The following is a 22,558-nucleotide window of genomic DNA, read 5'->3' on the forward strand; positions in this document are numbered from 1 at the left end:
CCCGCTGGTGGGTGTGCGCTGCATGGAGGACCGGCCACCGGCCGGCCCGTGGAGCCGTGTCCCGCCGTCCGCCGCCCGGCGGCGGACGGCGGGACACGGGACGCGGGGACGTGCCGGAGAGGCGACTAACGGCCCCCGCCCGGCGTGTCCGTGCCGGCCGCCCCGTCCATGAGGCGGAACAACTCCTCGTCCGACGCGTCCTCCAGGTCCAGGGGACCGGCGGCCGCCTCCGGGGCCTCGCCACGGGCCGGCGACCAGCGGGCGGCCAGCGTCCTGAGCCGGCCGGCCGTCCCGGAGTCGAGGTCGGCGCCCGACGTGAACAGCGCCTCCAACTCGTCGACCAGCAAGCCCGCGTCGCGGACCCGGACCTGTCCCGACCGCCGCAACGTGTCGCAGACCAGCCGGGCCACGGCGGCGGGGGAGGGATGGTCGAAGACCAGGGTCGGCGGCAGCCGGACGCCGGTGACGGCGGTGAGCCGGTTGCGCAGCTCCACGGCGGTGACGGAGGTGACGCCCAGTTCGGTGAAGGCCAGGCCGGGCCCGGCGTCCGGCGGCAGCTCCCCGCCGGTCACGGCCGCCAACTCGCCGCGCACCAGGTCCGTCACCAGCGCCTCGCCCTCCGCCTCCGACAGGCCCGCCAGCCGCTCGGCCAGCGCCGGTCCGCCGTCCGCCGCCCCGACCGTCCCGGGGCCCGCCACGGCCACCGCGCCGGCGGGCACCGCGGCCAGCCAGTACGCCTCGTGCTGGAACGCGTAGGTGGGCAGCGGGACCGTCCGCGCGTCCGGCAGCACCGCCGGCCAGTCGACGGACAGGCCGTGCGCGTGCAGCCGCACGGCGGCGGCGAGCAAGGCGCCCTCCTCGTCCTCCCCGCCCCGCAGCAGCGGCTCCACCACCGGCCCGGTGCCCGGCTCCCGCCCGCCGAGGCGTTCCTCCAGACACTCGTCGACCATGGGCGTGAGCGCGGCCTCCGGACCCAGCTCGACGTAGACGCCGGTACGGGCGTCGGCGAGGTGCCCGACGGCGTCCGCGAACCGGACGGCCTCCCGGGCGTGCCGCACCCAGTGACCCGGGTCCCCGGCCTCCTCGGCGGTCAGCGGGCGGCCCGTGACGGCGGAGACCAGCGGCAGCACCGGCGCGGAGAAGGACAGGGACGCCACGGTCTCCCGGAACGCGTCGAGCACCGGATCCATCAACGGCGAGTGGAAGGCATGACTCACCACCAGCCGGCGGGTCTTGAACCCGGCGGCGGTCAGTTCCCCGGCCAGTTCGCCCAGCGGACCGTCCGCGCCGGACAGCACCACCGACCGCGGACCGTTCACCGCGGCGACGGCGACACCGGAGAACCGCCCCGCCAGCCACGGCAGCACCTCGTCCTCCGGACAACGCACGGCGACCATCGCCCCGCCCGGCGGCAGCGACTGCATCAACCGGCCGCGCGCGGCGACCAGCGCGCACGCGTCCGGCAGGCTCAGCACACCCGCCACGTGCGCGGCGGCGATCTCACCCACCGAGTGGCCCACCAGACGGGAGGGCCTGATCCCCCAGGACTCCAGCAGCCGGTACAGGGCCACCTCGAAGGCGAACAGGGCGGGCTGCGCGTACCCGGTGCCGTGCAGCAGCCCGGCCTCCTCGCTGTCCTGCCCGGCCCACATCACCGACGTCAGCGGCCGCTCCAGCAGCGGATCGAGCCCGGCGCACACCTCGCGCAGCGCGGCGTCGAACACCGGGAACGCGGCGGCCAGCGCCCGCCCCATGCCGGGACGCTGACTGCCCTGACCGGTGAACACGAACGCCGCCTGCGGGACGTCCCCGCCGGCGCTCCGCGCCGTGCTCCCGGTGACAGCACCCCGGGCGAAACCGGCCGCCGCCGCGGTCAGCGCGGCCCGGTCCGCCCCGGTCAGCACCGCCGTGCGGCCGTGCAGGGAGCGGGTGGTGAGCAGCGAGTACGCGATGTCGCGGGCCGGCACCTCCGGGTGCGCCTCGGCGTACTCGGCCAGCCGTCGCGCCTGGCCCCGCAGTGCCGCCGCGTCCCGGGCCGACACCAGCCACGGCACGGCGGCCCGCCCGGGACGCTCCGCCCGCCCGGCCGGTGCGGCTTCGGCGGGCGCCTCCTCCAGGACGAGGTGGGCGTTGGTGCCGCTGATGCCGAACGACGAGACGGCCGCCCGGCGTGGCCTGCCGTCCTCGGCCGGCCACGCGCGTGCCTCGTGCAGCAGCCGGACGGCCCCCGAGGACCAGTCCACTCGAGCCGTGGGCGTGCCGGCGTGGAGGGTGCGCGGCAGGACTCCGTGCTCCAGCGCCAGCACCATCTTCATCACGCCGGTCGCGCCGGCCGCGGCCTGGGTGTGGCCGAGGTTCGACTTGACCGAGCCCAGCCACAGCGGACGCCCCTCGGGACGCTCACGCCCGTAGGTGTCGAGCAGCGCCTGCGCCTCGATCGGGTCGCCCAGCGGCGTACCGGTGCCGTGTGCCTCCACCGCGTCCACGTCCGCCGCGGACAGCCCCGCGTCGGCCAGCGCCCGCCGGATGACCCGCCGTTGGGCGGGGCCGTTGGGCGCGGTCAGGCCGTTGGAGGCGCCGTCCTGGTTCACCGCCGAGCCGCGGATCACCGCGAGCACGCGGCGGCCGTTGCGCCGTGCGTCGGACAGCCGCTCCAGCACCAGCAGCGCGGCGCCCTCCGACCAGGCGGCCCCGTCCGCACCGTCACCGAAGGACTTGCAGCGGCCGTCCGGCGACAGGCCGCGCAGCCGTGAGAAGCCCACGAACGGCGCCGGCGTCGCCATCACCGCCACACCCCCGGCCAGCGCCAGCTCCGACTCGCCCGACCGCAGGGAACGGCACGCCAGATGCAGCGCCACCAGCGACGAGGAGCAGGCGGTGTCCACCGTCAGCGCCGGGCCGTCCAGACCCAGGGTGTACGAGATCCGCCCGGACAGCGCACCGGCGGACGTCCCCACCGGCAGGAGCCCCTCCAGCTCGCCGGACGGGTCGGTCGCTCCCGCCGCGTAGTCGTGGTACATGGCACCGGCGAAGACCCCCGTACGGCTGCCGCGCAGCGTCAGCGGATCGATCCGGGCCCGCTCCACGGCCTCCCAGGCGACCTCGAGGAGCAGCCGCTGCTGCGGGTCGGTGGCCAGCGCCTCCCGCGCCGACATGCCGAAGAACCCGGCGTCGAAGTGGGCCGCGTCGCGCAGGAACCCGCCCTCGCGGGCGTAGGTGGTGCCCGGGTGCTCCGGGTCGTCGTCGAAGAGGGCGTCCAGGTCCCAGCCGCGGTCGGTGGGGAAACCCGACACGGCGTCACCGCCCTCGCTCAGCAGCGCCCACAGCGCCTCCGGTGAGGCGGTGCCCCCGGGCAGCCGGCAGGCCATGCCCACGATCGCCACGGGCTCGTCGCCGGAGCCCCGGCCGGTCGGCGGCTCCTCGTCCTGCCGGTTCAGCCCGGCCAGTTCCCTCGCCAGGGCGGCCGGGGTCGGGAAGTCGAAGGCCACCGCGGCGGGCAGCGGCAGCCCGGTGGCCTCGGCGAGCGCGTTGCGCAGCCGCACCGACGCCACCGAATCCAGCCCGTGCTCCCGGAACGTGACGTCCGCCCCGATCGGCTCCGAGGCGTCCGCGCCGCTCGCGCCGAGCACCTCGGCGACCGCGGCGACGACCAGGTCGTAGGCGGCGCGCGGGTCCGGGCGCGGTGCGTCGGCGGGAACCGGGGCGGGGTGCGCGGCGGCGTCGGCCAGGAGCTGCTCCAGCGCCCGCCGGTTGATCTTCCCGGCGGGTGTGCGCGGCAGCACCGGCAGCACCACGATCTCCAGCGGGATCTTGTACTCGGCGACGCCCCGCTCCCGCAGGAACGCCGTCACCTCACCGAGCCCGACCGGGCCCGCCAGCACGTCCCCGGCGTCCGCCGCCGCAGGCGGGTCGGCCGGGCGCGCCGTCACCACGAGGCAGGGGTACTCGCCGAGCCGCGGGTCCGGTTTGGCGACCACCGCCAGCGGGCCGACACCCGGAAGGTCCGCCAACAGCCCCTGGATCTCGACCGCGTTGAACTTGCGCCCACCCACATTGATCAGCTCGGCGGAGCGGCCGTGGAACACCACCAGACCGTCCGCGCCGATCGAGGCGAGGTCGCCGGTGCGCAGCCAGGCGTCGCCGGACACCACCGACCGGGTCAGCTCCGGCTCGCCGTAGTAGCCGCGGAACATGCTGGGGCTGCGGTAGTACAGCTCCCCGGCCTCGCCCGGGGCGCACGGCCGGCCGTCCTCGTCGAGGATCCGCAGCTGCGCGCCCCGCACCGGCCGGCCCACACTGCGCGCCGCGACCTCCGGCGGGTCCCCGGCCAGACTGCTGGTGCCGTTCCCGGCCTCCGACATGCCCCACACCACGACGAGCGCGGTCTCCAGGGCCTCCCGCACCTCGCGCACCAGGGCCGGGGGCAGGGCGGCGCCGGCGGTCAGGACCCGCTCCGGGCGGAACCCGGCCCCGGACGCCGACTCCCGTGCCCGCGACACCACGTCGTGCAGCTGCGCCGGCACCGCGACCACCACGGACGGCTGGTGGGACCGGGCCAGTTGCAGGAAGCGGTCCACGTCCCACGCGCCCAGCAGCACCTGACGGCCGGAACGGAACAGCGCCGAGTACATCGACTGCAGGCCGAAGCAGTGCGTGAGCGGGCAGGCCGTGATCAGCGTGCCGCCGAACGGGCCGGCGCTGTCCTCGGTGGCGGCACGGGAGTTGGTGAGCAGCGAGTCGTGGGTGTGCAGGCAGATCTTGGGCCGCGCGGACGTCGTACCGGAGGACGGGAACAGCAGGAACGGCGCGTCCGGGCGCACCTCGACCGGCCGGGGCCGCTCACCGGCCCGGCGCGCCAGCAGGCCCGCGACCGTCTCCGCGCCCTCCGCCGCGTCCTCACCGGTGACCAGGACGGTACGCAGCGACGGCACCGCCTCCCGGAGCACCGCCGCGCTCAACGGGCCACCGGGCTCCTGGGTGCCGGACGGCAGCACGAGCGCCGCCGGACCGACCCGTTCCAGCAGGGACAGCACGTCGGCGGGGGCGTTGCCCCGGTGGACGGGCAGCGTGACGGCCCCCACCGACGCCGCCGCCAGGTGCAGGGTGACGTACTCCCAGCAGTTGGGCAGGTGCAGGGCGATGACGTCGCCGGGGCCGAGACCGCACTCCTGGAGGCCGCGGGCCAGCGCGTCCACCTCGGCCCGCCACTCGTGCCAGGTCCGCACGCGGTCGCCGTCCACCAGCGCCACCGCGTCACCCCCGGCGCGCACGGCCGCCGCGAACACGGCGGGCAGCGTGAGGCCGTCCAGCCCGCCGTCGGCGGCACCGGGCGGCTGGATCACGTAGTCGTCAGCATGGACGGGCACCATCACTCCCGGGGGTCGAGCGATACCGGCGAACGGGGAACCCTCCCAGGCTGTTGCCCAACCCCCCGGGTTTTCCCTAGACATGCCCGGACACGGACAGCCCGGCGCATACGGGCACCCGCAACGGGGGACAGGGCCGCGACCACCCGCCGCCCGCACCGGTCCGGACGCCGACCGGCCACGCGGCCACCTCCGCCCGCCGGCCACGCGGCCACGTCCAGCGGCCGGTTACGCGGTCACCTCCGCCCGCTGGTTACGCGGCCACGTCCACCGGCCGGCCGTGCGGCCACGTCCACCGGTCGGCCGTGCGGACTCGGGCGCCCGCCGGTCACGCGGCCACGCCCACCGGCCGGTCACGCGGTCACCTCCGCCCGCCGGCCACGCGGCCACGTCCAGCGGCCGGTTACGCGGTCACCTCCGCCCGCTGGTTACGCGGCCACGTCCACCGGCCGGCCGTGTGGCCACGTCCACCGGTCGGCCGTGCGGACAAGGACGCCCGCCGCCCGCACGGTTCCCGACACCTGCCGCCCGCACCGACAGCGCGCCCAGGACCTCAACACCGCGCCTTTCCACCGCCGTTCAGCGCGACCGGGGCAGGGCCTCCCGGCCGTCCGCCGACTCGCCCGCACCGGCCGGGCCCGCCGCAGCGGACCCGGCCGCCGCGTCGTCCGCGAGGTCCGGGCGCCCGGGGAACTCGGTGCCGAGCAGCCGCAGCAGCGGCGCCGCCTTCACCGCCGTCTCCTCGAACTCCGCCGCCGGGTCCGAGAGGGCGATGACGGCGCCGCCGACGCCGTAGCGCAGCCGGTTACCGCTGAGCACCACCGTGCGGATCACGATGCTCAGATCCACCGCGCCGGTCAGCGAGAAGTAGCCGATGGCCCCCGAGTACACCCCGCGCGGGCCGCCCTCCAGCCGGTCGATGATCTGCATGGTGCGGATCTTCGGGGCGCCGGTCATGGAACCGCCCGGGAACGCGGCGCGCACGGCGGCGACCGGGCTGAGCCCGGGACGCAGCCGCGCCCGCACCGTGCTCACCAGTTGGTGCACCGTCGCGTACGTCTCCACCTGGAACACCGGGTCCGCGATGACCGAACCGACCTGCGCGCACCGGCCGAGGTCGTGCCGGACCAGGTCGACGATCATCAGGTTCTCGGCGCGGTCCTTCTCGCTAGTCGCCAGGTCCTCGGCGAGCCGCGCGTCCTCCTGCGGCGAGGCGCCGCGCGGCCGGGTGCCCTTGATGGGCTTGGACTCCATCACCCCGTGCCGGTCGATGCGCAGGAACCGCTCGGGGGAGGTGCTCAGCACCGCCATCGTTCCGAAGTGCAGGAACGCGGCGAACGGCGCCCGGCTCACCCGGCGCAGACAGCGGTAGGCCTGCCACGGGTCCAGATCGGTGTCCGCCTCGGCCATGTTGGTCAGGCACACCTCGTAGGTCTCGCCGGCCGCGATCTCCTGCTGGCAGGCGTCGATCAGCTTGAGGTAGGCGTCGCGGTCGTGGCGCAGCACCACCGGGCCGGTGCCGCCGGGCGCGGGCGGCCGGTAGGTCTCCGGTTCCCGGCCCGCGACGGTCTCCAGTACGGCGGCGGCCGACGCGAGCCAGGAGCGTGCCGCCTCCTCGTCGCCGTCCTCGGCCAGCGCCAGCAGATACGTCGTGTCGGTGCGGTGGTCGAGGACCAGGGCACGGTCGGCGAAGACGAGGACGGCGTCCGGGTCGGGGGAGCGGTGCGCCGCGTCGCCGTCGCACTCCGCCTTGAGTTCGTAGCCCAGGCAGCCGACCCAGCCCAGCGCGAAGTCGAAGGGCAGCTCCGGGACGTGTGTGCTCAGCCCGGCGAGGTCCCGCTCCAGCCAGGCCAGGAACGGCGACCGCTCGACGCGCGTGGTGCCGCGCTCCGTGACGGTCACGGTGCCGGCCTCCACGTCCGCCTTGGCGACGCGGGCCAGCGGCCCGGAGGCGTCCCCCATCACCGACAGCTGCCCCAGACGTCCGCCCGGGCGGCTGCTGTCCAGCCAGAACGGGTGGTCGCCGGTACGGAAGAGCCGGTCGAAGACGACCTCCGCGTCCCAGCGGGTGCCCAGCCGTTCGGCGAGGACCCGCAGCCGACGCGGCGAACCGCCGCCCGCGTCCAGGCCGCCGGAACCCGCCGTCACCGCACCCTGCCCGCCGCTCGCCCCCGCAGGCCCGCTCGCCCCCGCAGGCCCGCCCGCGTGTGCGCCCGCGGTCGTACGTCCGGCCGCGCCCGTGTCGTCCGGTGAGCGGCGCTGCTCCGGGATGCCCACCGTGACGGCGTTCCCGCCGCGGGCCCGGAAGCGGCCGTGCCGCTCGGTCAGCCGCCGGAAGTTCTCCAGCAGCCGGTGCCCCTCCCGGGTGCCGATGGACTCCGGGTGGAACTGCACACCCCACAACGGCAGCGTCCGGTGCCGCAGGGCCATCAGCACCCCGTCCGGCGCCCACGCCGTGGCCTGGAGCTCCCGCGGCAGATCCGTCACCGCGAGCGAGTGGTAGCGGACCACCTCCAGCGGCTGCGGCATCCCCTCGAACAGGCCGCTGCCGTCGTGCCGTACGAAACAGGTCCTGCCGTGCCGCGGCTCGGGCGCGCGGCCCACCGAGGCACCGTGGGCCAGCGCCATGCCCTGGTGGCCCAGGCACACCCCGAGCACCGGCAGCCGGCCCTCCTCGGCGATGCCCGCGCACAGCCCGAAGTCGGCGGGCCGGTGCGGGGTGCCGGGGCCGGGGGAGAGCACCACGTTGTCGAAGGAGTCCAGGAGCCCCGGCCGCCACGACGGGTCGTCGTTGCGGATCACCTCCGGCTCCCGCCCGTTGACCCGGGACAGGTAGTGGAACAGGTTGTACGTGAACGAGTCGTAGTTGTCGACGAGCAGTGTGCGCATGAGCGTTTCCTTGTCCAGGAGGCGCGTGAGCGGAAAGTGACGTGGAACGTGACGGACGCGGGTGACGGTCCGGCCGTGTGCGGGCTCTCCGGTGGCGGGTCGACCACGACTCCTGCGCCTGCCCGGGTGGTGCCCGCCGAGCGGCACCACCCGGGCGGACGTCAGGACGCCGGGGCGGAACGGGCCAGGCCGAGGGCGTCGGCGATCTCGCCGTTGACCGCCGTCAGATGCTGGGTGAGGAAGAAGTGGCCGCCGGTGAACACCCGCAGCCGGAACGGCCCTTCGGTGTGGTCCCGCCACCGCTCGGCCTCCTCGACCGTGGTGAGCGGGTCGCCGTCACCGGTGAGCACCGTGATCCCGCAGCGCACGGTCCGGTCCGGCGGGCAGGAGTAGGTCTCGATGGCGCGGTAGTCGCCGCGCAGCGCCGGCAGCGCCATCCGCAGGATCTCCTCGTCGCCGAGGACACCCGCCGCGGTGCCGTTCAGGCGCTTCATCTCCGCGACGATCCCGTCGTCGTCGCGCAGGTGCACCTCCTCGGACCGCGTGGTCGACGGGCCGCGCCGGCCCGAGGCGATGACGGTGAGCGGTCCGGCGTCCTTCTGCTCCAGCCGCCACGCCGTCTCGAACGCCAGCGCCGCGCCCATGCTGTGCCCGAAGAACACGGTGGGCCGGCCGTCCAGGGCCAGCAGCTGCTCGGCGACCAGATCGGCCAGCCGGCCGAGGTCCTCCACGCAGGGCTCCTTGCGCCGGTCCTGACGCCCGGGGTACTGCAGCGACAGGACCTCGGCGGCCGGCGCGAACCGGGCCGAGACCGGGTGGTAGAAGCTGGCCGAACCGCCCGCGTGCGGGAAGCAGACCAGCCGTACCGCGCCGGCGTCGGCCGGGTGGTAGCGCCGCAGCCACAGGGCCGAGGTGTCGTCAGCGGTGGTCACGGTGTGAGTCCCTTCGGTGATGCCGCGGCCGGCGGTGCTCCGCCGGCCGGTCGGGTCCGTGGCGGTACGCGACGGGCGCACCTCCCGCCACGGCGTGCGCCACGGACCCCTGACTCCTCGACCGTACGTCCGGACCCTCTGGACCCCGGACGTCCCGTCGGGGAACTCCGTGCCCGGGCGCCGCGCCCCGCCACGGAAGTCCTTGCTCCGGCCGGGCCGCGGCCGGCGCCCCGCCGCGCCCCGCGCGCCGGCGGTCAGTCCTCATGGACGGTGATCGAACCCGACGGACACAGGTCGGCCGCGGCCAGGACACCCTCCGCGTCCGCCGCGCCGGGCTCCTGCACGAGCAGGGTGACGATCCCGTCGTCGTCCTGGTCGAAGACCTCCGGCGCGTTCAGCGCGCACTGGCCCGCTCCGACGCACCGCTCGCTGTCGACGGTGACGCGCATGCTCGTTGCTCCTCGTGGGGGTGGGTACTTCGGCGGAGAATGGGCCGGGTGCCGCCGGGACCGTCCGGCGGCACCCGGTGCCGGTGGCCTACCAGCGCACCGGCAGCTCGTGGAGTCCGAACAGGATGCCGTCGTACTTGAAGGCCAGTTCGTCCAGCGGGACGGCCAGCTCCAGCGTCGGAACGCGTTCGAACAGCTTGCGGTAGGCGATCTCCATCTCGACCCGCACCAGGTTCTGGCCCAGGCACTGGTGGACGCCGTAACCGAACGCCACGTGCCGGCGCTCGGAGCGCTCCGGGTCGAAGGCGTGCGGGCAGGCGAACACCTCGGTGTCGTGGTTGGCGGCGGCCAGCAGCGGCACGATGCCCTCGCCCTTGCGGATCAGCTGACCGGCGATCTCCACGTCGTCCACGGCGACCCGCAGCGCCACCATGTCGGCCACCGAGTGCAGCCGCAGCAACTCCTCCACCAGCCGCTCGTTGCCGATCCACTGCGGGTTGGTGAGCAGGGTGACCACACCCAGGCCGATGTTGTTGGCGGTGGTCTCGTGGCCCGCGATCAGCAGGAGCAGCAGCACGCCCGACAGTTCCTGACCGGTGAGCTGCCCGGTGGCCAGCAGCCGGCTGATCAGGTCGTCGCCCGGCCACTTCTCCTTGATCGCGATCAACCGGTTGATGTAGCGCAGCAGTTCGCGGGTGGCCGTGGCCCGCTCCTCGTCGGTGGAGGTGCGGATGGCGACCAGGGTGCGGGTGCGGGACTCGAAGAAGTCACGGTCCGCCGGCGGCACACCCAGCAGCGAGGAGATCACCAGGGACGGCACCGGCAGCGCGAAGTCGCCGATGAGGTCGGCCCGGTCGCCGGCGGCGAGCATCGCGTCGATCCGCTCGTCCACGATGCGCTCGATCGACGGGCGCAGTTCGCGGACCCGCCGCACGGTGAACTCGGGGATGAGGACCTTGCGGAACCGGTCGTGCTCGGGCGAGTCCAGGCCGACGAACCAGCCCGGGATCTGTTCCTGCTTGGGCACGCCCATCGTCTCACCGACGTTGGGGAAGCCCTCGTTGTCCGGATTGGCGCTGATCTTCGGGTGGGTCAGCACCGCGCGCACGTCCTCGTGCCGGGTCACCAGCCAGATCGGCACGCCGTTCGGCAGGTGGGACAGCACCAGACCGCTCTGCGCGCGGTGGCTCGCGTACTGGGACAGGGGCAGCGGTTCCTCCGGTGTGCGCCGCGGGAAGCCGACCACCGTGGGGCCGGTGCTGGTCGTCATGTCCGTTCCTTCTTCCTCTTCCTGAGGGTTCCCGGGGCCCGGGCGGTCCGGGCGGTCCGGGAGCACGTCGGCGCGGTCAGCCCGCGCCGTAGAACTCCCGGACGGCGCCGGTCACGTACTCCTGGTCGGCGGCGGTCAGTCCGGTGTGGGTGGGCAGGTACAGGCCGTCCTCGCTGAAGCGGTGCGCGTTCAGCGACGGCCACACCGGGTCGAGGTAGCCGGGCTGCCGGCTCATCGGCTTGAAGAACAGGCGGGTCTCGATGCCGCGGTCCGCCAGGTGCGCCCGCAGCTCCTCGCGGCGCTCGGCACGGATGTCGTACATCCACAGCACGTCCCGCGGCGGCATCAGCGTGACGCCGGGCACGTCCTTGAGCCCGGCGTCGTAACGGGCCTCGATCTCCCGGCGGGCCGCCAGGATCTCGTCCAGCCGCTCCACCTGCGCCAGCGCCACGGCCGCCTGCATGGCCGTCATACGGAAGTTGTAGGCCAGCTTCTTGTGCAGGAAGCTGTGGTCGCGGGTGAACGCCATGGCCCGCAGGTGCGCCAGCTGCTCGGCCAGCCGCGGGTCGTCGGTGAGGCAGATGCCGCCCTCACCCGCGGTGATGATCTTGTTGGCGAAGAGCGAGAAGCAGGCGATGTCCCCGACCGGCCGCACGCCGTGCGCCTCCGCCGAGTCCTCCACCACCCGCAGGTTGTACTGGTGCGCGAGGTCCATCACCGCGTCCATGTCGCAGCGCCGCCCGTAGACGTGCACCGGCATCAGCGCCTTGGTGCGCGGGGTGATCTTCTCCTCGATCAGGGAGACGTCGATGTTCAGGTCGTCCCCGCAGTCCACGAAGACGGGCGTCGCCCCGGTGTACGTGACCGCCCACGCGGAAGCCACCATGGTGAACTCCGGCACGATCACCTCGTCCCCGGGGCCGATGCCCAGCGCGCGCAGGGCCAGGGTCAGCGCGGCCGTGCCGGAGGAACACGCGACGCCGTGCGCCACGCCGTTCCACTCGGCGAACGCCTCCTCGAAGCGCCGTACGTACGGGCCCTGCGAGGAGATCCAGCCGCCGGCGACGGCGTCGGTGACGTACTCCAGTTCGCGCCCGTCCAGGGCGGGCCGGGAGACGGGATGGGTGAAAGACATGCGTCCTCGCTGCGATGATGCGGGCGGTGGCCCAGGGACCGGAAGGCGGGAAGAAGTCGGGGCGCCGGGTCGGCGCCGGCTCACGGGTGGTGCGCGGTCACGGCCTCGGCAGCAGGCCCAGGATCAGGTCGGCCGCCGCCTTGCGTCCGCCGGCCGCCCGCTGCAGCGCGCCGAGGCGCTCCGCACGCTCACGGAACGACGGGTCCTCGATCACCCGGGTGAGCTTGTCGACGACGTCGTCCGGGTCGACGGTCCCCGGCCGGTCCAGGGTCAGGCTGATGCCGAAGTCGCTGCCGCGCACCGCCTGGTCGAAGCAGTCCACCCACAGCGGCCGCACAACCTGCGGCTTACCGAAGTAGACACCCTCGTGGTAGGCGTTCCCGCCGCCGTGCGAGAAGAACACCGACACCTTCGGGTGCGCCAGCACGTCCAGCTGGGACGGCACCCAGCTCTCCACCCGCAGGTTGCCGGGCAGCGAGCCGGCCGGCGGCAGCAGGTGCTGCTGCTCCTTCGGCAGCTTCCACAGGAACTGGTGCCGGTCCGACATCCGGCGGGCCACCTCCACCAGCGCCGCGACCTCCTCGCGGGTCAGCCGGGTGATGGTGCCGAACCCCATGTAGACCACCGACGACTGCCGGTCCAGCCAGCCGCTGAGGTCCTCGTCCTGCGGGCACTCCGGCAGCGGCGGCAGCAGCGCGCCCACCAGGCGCACCTTCTCCGGGAGGTCGAAGGGGTAGTCGAGCTCCGGGATGGACGAACACAGCACCATCTCGGCCTCGTCCACCCGGGTCAGCGCGTTGGGCGGGGCGATGCCCAGCTCCTTGCGGATCGCCGCGTCCTCCCGCAGCACCTTGCCCATCGACGGGTGCAGGAACATGAAAAGCGTGCGCCACTTGAACAGCGTGTTCTGCAGCCGCTGCCGGCGGGTCATCGCCAGCGGCAGACCGGAGTTGGGGACCGGGAAGTGCTTCGGCGTGTAGGACGAGCCGAACGGATTGTGCGAGGTCAGCACGTTGCTCGGGACGAACGGCACCGACAGCACGTACGGGATCCGGTGGGTGAGGGCCAGGTCGACACCGAAGCCGCTCACACAGTCGATCACCATCAGCGCGGGCCGGACCTCCTCCACCACCTTCTCCAGCGCACGGTACTTGCGCGCCTGGAGCGCCGGCTTGTACGACTGCCGGACCACGGCGCGGTGCGCCTTGAACCGGGAGGACTGGGTCACCTCCCGGTAGACGGCGTCGTCCCAGGTCACCGCCGACAGTTCCGACACGGTCCCGCCCAGGGACGCGAACGACACCGCCGACTCGGCGGCCAGCGCCGCCACGTCGTCCCGCCGGTGCTCGTCGGTGGCGAACCACACGTCGGGCACACCACGCCGGGCCAGTTCCCCGGCCAGCACCAGCAGCGGGTTGAGCAGGCCGCTCTCGGGGAGACCGACGAAGAGGATCGGCCGTGCGGCGGAGTCCATGAGGGCCCTTTCACGAGGTGACTGCCGAAGCCGGCCGCCGGGCCGCGCGGGCGCGACCGGCAGGCGGACAGGGCAGGGCGGAGTTGTCCGTGTGCGGCCCGCAGGCACGGGCCCGAGCCGGGCGGCGCCGACCGCACCACACCTTGATCTCACGGCAACAACCGGGAAATCCTTAGACTTGGCCGCCACGGCCGGACGGGACACCGCGCACGGGGGGACGCCGCGCGAAGATGACGCCGGGGCAACGGATGTTGCCTGTACGGTGGGCGCGCACCGAGCGTTCCGTACGCGCCGAGGACGGGGGTTGACCACCTGAGCGCCGTCGCGGGCTCAGTACGACGCAAGGGAGACCACGTGACACACCGGGAACGGGCCATCGGCCCGTCCCTTCCCCTGGTCGGCCGGGAGGCACACCTGGGGACGCTCGCCGCCGCAGCCGCCGACGCCCGTGCCGGACAGCCCCGGCTGATCCTGCTCGACGGGCCGGCCGGATCCGGCAAGACCACGCTGTTGCGGACCGCCCTCGACCACGGCGGACCCTGCGACGGCATGACCGTGCTGTACGGGGACTGCCGGGCCATCGACGCCGGCCACGGATACAGCGGTGTGCGCGCCCTGTTCGCGCCGCTCAACCTCACCGCGCGCCGAAGTCCCGCCGCGTCCCTGCTGGAAGGAAGCGCCCGTCACGCCCTGCCCGCCCTCGCCCCCGACCGCGTCGACGGCGGCCACACACCCGGTGACACCTATCCCGCGCTGAACGGCCTGTACTGGCTCGCTGTCAACGTCATGGCCGAGCGCCCGCTGGTACTGGTCCTCGACGACGTCCACTGGTGCGACGAACGGTCGCTGCGCTGGCTGGACTTCCTGCTGCGCCGCGCCGACGGCCTGCCGCTGCTCGTGGTGCTCGCCCAGCGCACCGACTCCGACAGCACGGCCGGCCCGGCCCTGACCGACCTGGTGGCCCACCACCGGCCCGACGCGCTGCACCTGCCGGCCCTGACGGCCGGACACGTCGAGGAACTCGTCCGCAGCGCCTTCCCGCAGACCCCTCCGCACCCCGCGTTCGTCGACACCCTCACAGCCGTCACCGGCGGCAGCCCCCTGGAGGTCCAGCGGCTCCTGCAGAAGCTGCGCGCCGCCCGGGTCAGCCCCGACGACGCGGGCGCCCGGCGGATCACCGAACTGGGCGGGCGGGTCGTCACCTCCTGGGTGCGCGAGGTACTGGACGGCAGCACGGCCGGGGTGCGCGAGGTGGCCCGCGCCCTCGCGGTGCTCGGTCCCGAGCAGCCCGAACACCTCGCCGTCCTCGCCGGTGTGTCCACCGTGCAGGCCGAGGAGGCCCTGGACGTGCTGCGCCGGGCCTCGCTCCTCCAGCCGGACCGTACCGAACTGGTGCACGACCTGGTGCGTGCGGCGGTCCTCGACACGGCCGGACCGGCGGCCCTCACCGCGCTGCGCACCCGGGCGGCCCAACTCCTCAGCGACGTCGGCCGCTCGCCCGAGCAGATCGCCGGTCAGCTGCTGCTCCTGCCGCGCGTCGACCAGCCGTGGATGACGGCCGTCCTGCTCGACGCCGCCGCGCAGGCGGAGCAGCGGGGAGCCCCGGAGGCCGCCGTGCGCTACCTCGAACGCGTCATGGAGACCGGGCCGGACACACCCGAGGTCCGGATGCGGCTCGCCGGAGTCCTCTCCGAGACGGAACCGGCCCGCTCCCTGACCCTGCTGCACGAGGCACTGGCCCTGGCCGGCGACGTCCGCACCCGGGCGGCGGTCGCGGTCCGGCTCGGACTGACCTGCCTGCGCGTCCAGCGGTCGCCCGAGGGCACCCGCGTGCTCACCGAGGCCCTGGACGCCCTGCGCGACGAGGTCGGCACCGACCCCGAACCCGCCGACCGCGAACTGGTCACCCTCGTCGAATCGGCCCTGCTGATCGTCGGCGCGGACGAGAAGAGCACCCTGCCCGACGTGCGCGAGCGGGCCGCCCGCATCACCCCGCCGCCGGGCGACACCCCCGCCCAGCGGCAGCAGCTCGCCATGCTCACCGTGCTCACCGCCATGAGCGGCCGGTCCGCCGCCCAGTCGGTCCACCAGGCCCGGCGCGCCCTGCGCTCCCCGGGCGTCGCGCTCGGCGCCTGGTCCCTGCTGCCCGCCTCCCTCGCGCTGTCCCTCGCCGACGAGACGACCGAGGCGCTCGACGCGCTGGAGGCCGTCCTGCGCGACAGTCGGCGCGACGCCTCGGTGTGGACGTACGTCCTGGCGCTCTCCACCCGCGCCTTCGTCCACCTCGACCGGGGCGGCATCCCACAGGCCCTGGCCGACGCCCAGACCGCCCTCGACCTGCTGGACGAGGGGCACTGGGGCGAGGGTGCCACCATGCCGCAGACCGTCTGCGCGCTCGCCCTCACCGAACGCGGCGAGCCCGGCCGGGCCGAGGAGGTGCTCGACACCGTCAAACGGCCCCGCATCGAAGCCTTCGCCTGGGAGTACCACTGGTACCTCATGGCGCGGGCACGGGCACGGCGCGCCCTCGGCGACCCCGAGAGCGCTCTCGACCTGCTGCGCACCTGCGGGGACTCACTCGCCGGGGCCGGCCTCGCCAATCCCGTCCTGGCCCCCTGGTGGCTGGACGCCGCCTGCCTGCTGGCGGAGACCGGACGTCCCGACGAGGCCCGGACGGTCGCCGACCACGGCGCCGGGCCCGCCGAACGCTGGGGAACCGCACGCGCCCTGGGCTACGCCGCCCTGGCCCGCGGCGTGGCCACGCCCGGACCGGAGGGAACCGCCCGGCTGCGCGAGGCCGTGGGCCGGCTGGCGGACTCACCGGCCCGCGCCGACCACGCCCGCGCACTGCTGCTGCTGGGCCGGGCCCTGCTGGCCGACGGCGCCCCGCGCGAGGGACGCGAACACCTGCGGGACGCCGTCGCGCTCGCCCGCCGCTGCGGCTGCATGGCGCTCGCCCGGCAGGCCCGCGACGAACTCGTCGCGGCCGGCGGACGCATGCGCGAGGTCACCCCGTCACCACGGGACATGCTGACCGGAACGGAACGCACGGTGGCCGCGCTCGTCGCCTCCGGAGCGAGCAACCGGCAGGCCGCGGAATCCCTCTTCGTGACCGTGCGCACCGTGGAACTGCACCTCACCAGCGTCTACCGCAAACTCGGCATCGGCCGACGCTCCGACCTGGCCGACGCCCTGCGCGAGGACCCCCCGCCCGCCGGCTCCCGCGCGGGCCGCGGCGGCCCCGAAGCGAACCGGTGACACCATGCCGGCACGAGACCCACAGGAGCACAACGCACCACCGTTGGGCGCCGCGGACCACGGACGCCCCCATCACCACGGCACGCCGCTCGCCGAACTGCCGCTGCTGGAACGCGAACGCGAACAGGCCGTACTGTCCGCCGTGATCGGGGAACTGCGGTCGGGCCGCCCGGCCGTGGTCACGGTGACGGGCGAACCCGGAGCGGGCCAGAACGAACTGCTGCGCTGGGCGGCCCGGCACGCCGCCGAGCGGGACCTGCGTGTCCTCACGGCCCGCGCGACCCCCGCCGAACAGGACCTGCGCTACGGCGTGGTCGGCCAACTGCTGTCCGGCCACGAGAAGTTCACCCACCACCTGCCCCGGCTCTTCCTCGACCAGGACGGACCGGGCAGGTTCCCCGGGCTGACCCGCCTGCTCACCGCGGCCCGCGACCGGCCCACCCTCCTCGTGGTGGAGGACCTCCACCGGCTCGACCCCGACTCGATGCGCTGGCTCGAAGCCCTGGTGCGCCGGCTGCCCCGCGCGCCACTGGCGCTGATCGCCGGCAGCATCTGCACGGCGGACATCGGCCTCGACCCCTGCGCGGGCAGCCCCCTCACCGGCTCGGCCACCACCGTCGAACTGGCGCTGCCCGGCCTCACGCACACCGGGACGGCCACCGCCGTACGGTCCGTCTGCGGCACGCTCGGCGACCGGTCCTTCGTCACCGCCGTCGTGGAGGCGACCGGGGGCAACCCGGCCGCCGTACGCGACACCCTGGACCGGTTCGCCCGGGCGGGGCATCCGCCCGACGCCGACCACGTGCGGCACCTGCGGGCCCTCGCGGCCGACGTGACCGGCGAGCACGCGTCCGCGGCGCTCGGCGCGCTGCGCGACCCGGTCGCCCTCGACGTGCTGCGCGCCCTCGCGGTCTGCGGTGAACTCCTCGACCTCCCGCTGGTCCTGGCCCTGGCCGGGCCGAGCCCGATGCCCGAGACCCGGCTGCGCTCCGCACTGCTGAACAGCGGACTCGTCGTCCTGCGCGACGGGCGCCTCGCGGTACGCGGCCCGGTCGTACGCGCCCGGATCATCGAGGAGATACCCACCGCCGAGCGCGCCGACCTGCACGCGCGGGCCGCGGAACTGGCCCACCGGGCCGCCGCCGACGACCAGGGCATCGGCGACCTGCTGCTCCCGGCCCGTCCGGTCGGCGCCCAGTGGGCGGTGGACACCCTGTGCCGGGCCGCGGCCGCCGCGCTCCGCGGAGGCCACCGCGAGCGGGCCGCCGCCTACCTCTCCCGCGCCCTGGACGAACCGCTGACCGAGCAGGACCGCGTCCGTGTCCTGTTCCAACTGGCCGCCGTGGAACTGGTGATCGCGCCCGTCGCGGCCGGCCGCCGGATGGGCGGCATCATCCGCGAGACCGGTCGGGCGGCCGAGGCCTACCGGGCCCGCGCCGAGGACCTCGTCCTCCTCGGCGGCGACACTGACACCGCCTGGCGGGCCCTCGCGGACTTCCTCACCGGTCCCGGGGCCGACGGCGGATCTGGCCCGGCCCCCGGCCTCGGGGAGGCGGCGGAGGCCACGGCACGGAACGAGGAACTCACCGCCCTGTTCCGCGTGGTGCAGCCGCTGTCCCACGTGCCGCCCGAGATCGCCGGCCCGCCCGCACCCGGCCTGCCCCGCGCCTCGCGCAGCCCGGCCGTCCAGGGCGTGCGCGCCTGGGAGACGACCGCGCGGGGAGCCGACCGGGACGAGGCCCGCCGGCTGGCCCGCGCCGCCCTCGTGCCCGACTCCTCCGGCCGGCCCACGCTCACCGTGCCCAGACTCCTGGCCTGTCGCACGCTGCTGCTCACCGAGGACGGCGAGGAGACCGAGGCGCACCTGTGCGCCCTCCTCGCCGAGGCCCACCGCGAACGACGCTCCGTGGCCGTCGCCCGGGTGCTCGCCCTGCGCACCGAACTGCACCTGCGGCACGGCCGCCCCGACGCCGCCGCCCGCGACCTGGCCGCCGCCGACTACGAACTCCCGCCGGACAACAGGCACCCGCTGTCCTACCCGTACTGGACGGCACTCGGCATCCTCACCGACCTCGCCAACGGCCGGCCTGACCGGGCGCGGGCCGCCGCCGAGCGCCCCCTGCCGCCTCCCGCCGAGGAGTCCCTGAGCGGCGCCCAACTGCTGTACGCCCGCGGCCTGCTGGCCCAGGCCTCGGAGGATCACCACCGGGCCGGGAACCTCTTCCGCGCCTGCGGGCGGTGGCTGTTGCGGTACGGCTACACCAACCCGGCCCTGCTGCCCTGGCGCCTGAGGGCCGCCGAGGCCGCCCACGCCCTCGGGGACGCGGCCCAGGCACTGCGGCTGGCACGGGAGAACCTGGAACTCGCCGAACGCTGGGGCACCCCCGGCGTGATCGGCGCCGCCCAGCTCTGCCTCGCCCCGATGCACGGCGAGGACCGCCTCCAGCGGCTCCGGTCGGCCGTGCACCACCTGGGGCGGGCACCCGACCGGGCGGCCTACACGCGTGCCGTCGTGGCCCTGGCCTCCGCCGAGAACGGCGAGCCCGACCCCGGCACCGCGACCGCCGTGCCCGTCGTCGGCACCACGGGGCCCGGCGGCGACCCGGTACGACGGCCCCGTCCCGCGCCGCCCCCGCCCACCCGCGTACCGGCCGGCCCGCTCCCGCCCGAGTGGCGGATCCTCACCCCGGCCGAACAGGCCACGGCCACGCTCGCGACCCGGGGCCTGCCCAACCGTGAGATAGCCGCCGCGCTGTCGGTGACCACCCGCACCGTCGAACTGCGCCTGAGCGGCGTGTACCGCAAGCTTCGCATCCGAGGGCGTGACGAACTGCGCGCCCTGGTCCCAGGCACGGAGGACGACTGACCCCATGCTGCTGGAGCGCACCACCGAAACATCCCTGGTCGAGGCGGCGCTGGGCGCCGCGGCTCGGGGCAGGTCCTCACTGATCCTCGTCACCGGCCCGCTCGGCATCGGCCGGTCCGCGCTGCTGCGGTCCCTTCCCGCGCTCGCCGACGGCCACGACGACGTCCGGGTGCTGCGCGCCAACGCGGCCCCCATGGAACAGGACTTCGCCTTCGGCGTCGTACGGCAGCTGTTCGAGAGCCTGCTGTCCGACTCGCCCGAGGACACCCGCACCCGCTGGATGGACGCCCACGCCTCCTTCGCCCGGCACGTCTTCGCCGACGACAACGCCTCACCCGGCGCCGACCAGGCCGCCGCGGCCACCGAGGCGGTCCTGCACGGCCTGCTGTCCCTGCTGGCCAACGTCAGCGCGGACGGCAGGCTCCTCGTCGTCGTCGACGACCTCCAGTGGTCCGACGTGCCCTCCCTGCGCTGGCTCGCCTACCTGGCCAAACGGCTGCACGGGGTGCGCGCCGTCGTCGTGTGCTCGCTGCGCGACGGCGACCCGCGCACCCACCACACCCTGGTGCGTGAGGTCAGGGAAGCCGCCACCCAGACCCTGCGACCCGCCTCCCTCAGCCTCGACGCCACCCGTCAACTGGTCCGTGAACGCTTCGGCGAGCCCGGCGACGACACGTTCGTCCGCGCCTGCCACGAGACGGCCGTCGGCAACCCGCTGTTCCTGATGTCCATCCTGCTCGGACTGGAACACGCCGGACTGCGCCCGCTGGCCGAACACGCCGACCGGGCACGGTCGCTGCGCCCCTCGCAGCTGCGGGAGCGCCTCGCCGGCATCCTGCGCACCCAGGCCCAGCCGGTCCGTGACCTGGTGGCCGCCATCGCGGTGCTCGGCGACCACGTCGACCGCGACAGCGTCGCCGGCCTGGCCCGCCTGGACTCCGTCGACTACACCGCCGCCCTGCGCACCCTCGCGGCCCTCGGGCTCGTCACCGCCGACGGTGAGCCGCGCTTCGTGCACCGCGTCGTACGGGACGCCGCCGAGTCGACCCTGACCATGGTCCGGCGCGAACAGCTCCACGACGAGGCGGCCGCCCTGCTCTACACCTCCGGCCGCCCCGCCGAACAGGTCGCCGCCCAGCTCATGGCCGTCGTCACCCGTCACCAGCCGTGGACCGTGGACGTCCTGCGGTCCGCCGCCGACACCGCCCTGCGCCGCGGCGCCCCCGACGCGGCGGCCCGCTATCTGCGCCGCGCCCTCCTCGACAGCGCCGCGCAGGGCATCGACCGGGCCCGCCTGCTCGTCGAACTCGGCACCGCGGAGCGGGTCTTCGACCCGCCCGCCTGTGAACGGCACATCGCGCAGGCGATCGCCCTGCTGCCCGAGGCGCGGGACCGCGCCATGGCGGTGCTCCGCATCTCGCCCACACCCCTGGGCCCCGCCCCGTCCGGCGTGGTCGACCTGCTGCGCCAGGCCGCGGAGGGACTCGGACCGGCCTGTGCGCTGCACGGCACCGACCGCGACCTCGCGCTGCGGCTGGAGGCCCGGCTGCGGCACTGCGCCTACGAGGACCCCTACGAACTGGCCGACGCCGCCGAGCGGTTGCGGAACCTGGGCGCCGAACCACCGCTGGACACCGGCGGTGAACGGGAGCTGACGATAGCCCTCCTGCTCGCCGCCACCTTCGCCGGCAGCCTGCCGGCCGCCGACGTGGTCCGCCGGGCGGAACGCGTGCTGGACCGGGAACCGGCGACGTCCGCCCGCGTCCAGTCCACCCTGCCCCTGGTCGTCATCACCATGGTCGCCGCCGACTCCGTGGAGGCACTCGACTCCTGGCTGGCGGTCGAGTACCGGGCCCGGGAGCAGCGCACGGCACCGACCGACGCACTGGTGCACATCGAACGGGCCCTGATCCACCTGGGCCGGGGCCGGCTCGACCAGGCCCGCGAGCAGTCCGAGACCGCGCTGGGCATGACCGAGGCCGACCGGCACAGCCTCGGCACGCTCGCCACCCTCGCGCACGCCATGGTGGCGCTGGAGACGCGGGACCCGGCACTGGCCCGGCGGGTGATGCGGCGCGCCGAACGGATCCGAGGCCAGGGACTGACCGTCACGGCGATGCTGCGCCTGCTCCAGGCCGCCGACGACGTCGCGAGCGGCGATCTCACCGGGGCCCTCGACACCCTGCTGTCCTGCGGCCGCCGGCTGGAGGCGGCCGGCTGGCAGAACCCGGTGCTCTTCCCCTGGCGCCCCTGGGCCATCGGCGTCCACCGCCGCCTCGGCGACCTCCGGGCGGCGCGCTCCCTGGCGGAGGAGGAACACGCCAGGGCCGCGCAGTGGGGCGCGCCGGTGGGGCTGGGCCGGGCGCTGCGGCTGCTCGGCCGGCTGGAGGAGAGCGGCCGGGGAACGGCACTGCTGCGCCAGGCGGTCACCGTGCTGCGCGGCTCCGCCAACCAGCTGGAACTCGCCCGTGCCCTGCTCGCGCTCGCCGAACGGCTGGGCGGCGGAGCGGAGACGGAGGCCCTGGCCCGGGAGGCCGCCACGCTCGCCACCGCGTGCGGTGCGCCGTGGCTGGCGGAACGCGCCGCCGTCGGCGGCGGGCAACTGCTCGCCGCGGTCCCCGTGCCCGAGGCCGTCCTCACCCGCACCGAACGCCGGGTGGCCGCCTTCGCCTGCCGGGGCCTGACCAACCAGGAGATCGCCGAGACCATGGGCGTGAGCTCCCGGGCGGTGGAGAAGCACCTCACCCATTCCTACCGGAAACTCGGCATCGCCGGCCGACGGGAACTGATTGCGCTGATTTCCGGAGCGTGAAAGTGCTTTCCCCACGGGGAAAGCACTTTCACTGAACGCCCGGGTACGGTCCGCTGAATTCAGCGGCCGTGCCCGGGCGTTTCCGTGTGCCGGGTCCACGGTGTGGC

10 protein-coding genes are annotated in these 22,558 nt (G+C 75.0%); 3 read left to right on the plus strand and 7 right to left on the minus strand.

What is annotated here, in order from left to right; genetic code table 11:
- Window positions 1-125 precede the first annotated feature (125 nt).
- The 7 genes from FGW31_RS33575 to FGW31_RS33605 form a co-directional block, all read right to left on the minus strand.
- Window positions 126-5,369 (minus strand): type I polyketide synthase, encoded by a 5,244-nt coding sequence (locus FGW31_RS33575; protein ID WP_142197384.1) that lies wholly within the window; start codon window positions 5,367-5,369, stop codon window positions 126-128.
- Between the two features lie 576 nt (window positions 5,370-5,945).
- A complete protein-coding gene (gene pabB / locus FGW31_RS33580) occupies window positions 5,946-8,255 on the minus strand; it encodes an aminodeoxychorismate synthase component I (protein WP_233452623.1) in 2,310 nt (769 codons plus the stop codon).
- A gap of 161 nt (window positions 8,256-8,416) precedes the next feature.
- Window positions 8,417-9,187: a thioesterase II family protein gene (locus tag FGW31_RS33585; RefSeq protein ID WP_142197385.1), complete on the minus strand. Its 771-nt coding sequence runs from the start codon at window positions 9,185-9,187 to the stop codon at window positions 8,417-8,419.
- Window positions 9,188-9,441: 254 nt separating this feature from the next.
- Entirely contained in the window at window positions 9,442-9,636 is a 195-nt protein-coding gene (locus FGW31_RS33590; RefSeq protein ID WP_142197386.1) for a ferredoxin, read from the minus strand.
- An 88-nt stretch (window positions 9,637-9,724) separates the two neighbouring features.
- Window positions 9,725-10,906 (minus strand): cytochrome P450, encoded by a 1,182-nt coding sequence (locus FGW31_RS33595; RefSeq protein ID WP_142197387.1) that lies wholly within the window; start codon window positions 10,904-10,906, stop codon window positions 9,725-9,727.
- 76 nt (window positions 10,907-10,982) lie between these two features.
- Window positions 10,983-12,041 carry a DegT/DnrJ/EryC1/StrS family aminotransferase gene (locus FGW31_RS33600; protein ID WP_142197388.1) on the minus strand — a complete coding sequence of 353 codons (1,059 nt, stop codon included), beginning with the start codon at window positions 12,039-12,041 and terminating at the stop codon, window positions 10,983-10,985.
- A 97-nt stretch (window positions 12,042-12,138) separates the two neighbouring features.
- Window positions 12,139-13,515: a glycosyltransferase gene (locus tag FGW31_RS33605; RefSeq protein WP_142197389.1), complete on the minus strand. Its 1,377-nt coding sequence runs from the start codon at window positions 13,513-13,515 to the stop codon at window positions 12,139-12,141.
- 354 nt (window positions 13,516-13,869) lie between these two features.
- On the opposite strand from FGW31_RS33605, the gene FGW31_RS33610 reads away from it, so the two are divergent.
- The 3 genes from FGW31_RS33610 to FGW31_RS33620 are packed head-to-tail and all read left to right on the plus strand — an operon-like array spanning window position 13,870 to window position 22,451.
- A complete protein-coding gene (locus FGW31_RS33610; protein WP_142197390.1) occupies window positions 13,870-16,773 on the plus strand; it encodes an ATP-binding protein in 2,904 nt (967 codons plus the stop codon).
- A gap of 4 nt (window positions 16,774-16,777) precedes the next feature.
- Window positions 16,778-19,639, plus strand: coding sequence for a helix-turn-helix transcriptional regulator (locus FGW31_RS33615; protein WP_142197391.1), 2,862 nt, complete (start codon window positions 16,778-16,780; stop codon window positions 19,637-19,639).
- A gap of 4 nt (window positions 19,640-19,643) precedes the next feature.
- Entirely contained in the window at window positions 19,644-22,451 is a 2,808-nt protein-coding gene (locus tag FGW31_RS33620) for an ATP-binding protein (protein WP_142197392.1), read from the plus strand.
- Window positions 22,452-22,558: the final 107 nt, after the last annotated feature.

Origin of the sequence: Streptomyces calvus (assembly GCF_006782915.1) — a bacterium.
GTDB classification, from domain to species: Bacteria; Actinomycetota; Actinomycetes; order Streptomycetales; family Streptomycetaceae; genus Streptomyces; species Streptomyces calvus.

What these genes read in the sequence shown, in the direction of transcription:
- pabB (WP_233452623.1), bottom strand. Translation starts at nt 8,255, where the DNA reads ATGCGCACACTGCTCGTCGACAACTACGACTCGTTCACGTACAACCTG.
- FGW31_RS33595 (WP_142197387.1), bottom strand. Translation starts at nt 10,906, where the DNA reads ATGACGACCAGCACCGGCCCCACGGTGGTCGGCTTCCCGCGGCGCACA.
- FGW31_RS33590 (WP_142197386.1), bottom strand. Translation starts at nt 9,636, where the DNA reads ATGCGCGTCACCGTCGACAGCGAGCGGTGCGTCGGAGCGGGCCAGTGC.
- FGW31_RS33605 (WP_142197389.1), bottom strand. Translation starts at nt 13,515, where the DNA reads ATGGACTCCGCCGCACGGCCGATCCTCTTCGTCGGTCTCCCCGAGAGC.
- FGW31_RS33620 (WP_142197392.1), top strand. Translation starts at nt 19,644, where the DNA reads ATGCTGCTGGAGCGCACCACCGAAACATCCCTGGTCGAGGCGGCGCTG.
- FGW31_RS33600 (WP_142197388.1), bottom strand. Translation starts at nt 12,041, where the DNA reads ATGTCTTTCACCCATCCCGTCTCCCGGCCCGCCCTGGACGGGCGCGAA.
- FGW31_RS33615 (WP_142197391.1), top strand. Translation starts at nt 16,778, where the DNA reads ATGCCGGCACGAGACCCACAGGAGCACAACGCACCACCGTTGGGCGCC.
- FGW31_RS33575 (WP_142197384.1), bottom strand. Translation starts at nt 5,369, where the DNA reads ATGGTGCCCGTCCATGCTGACGACTACGTGATCCAGCCGCCCGGTGCC.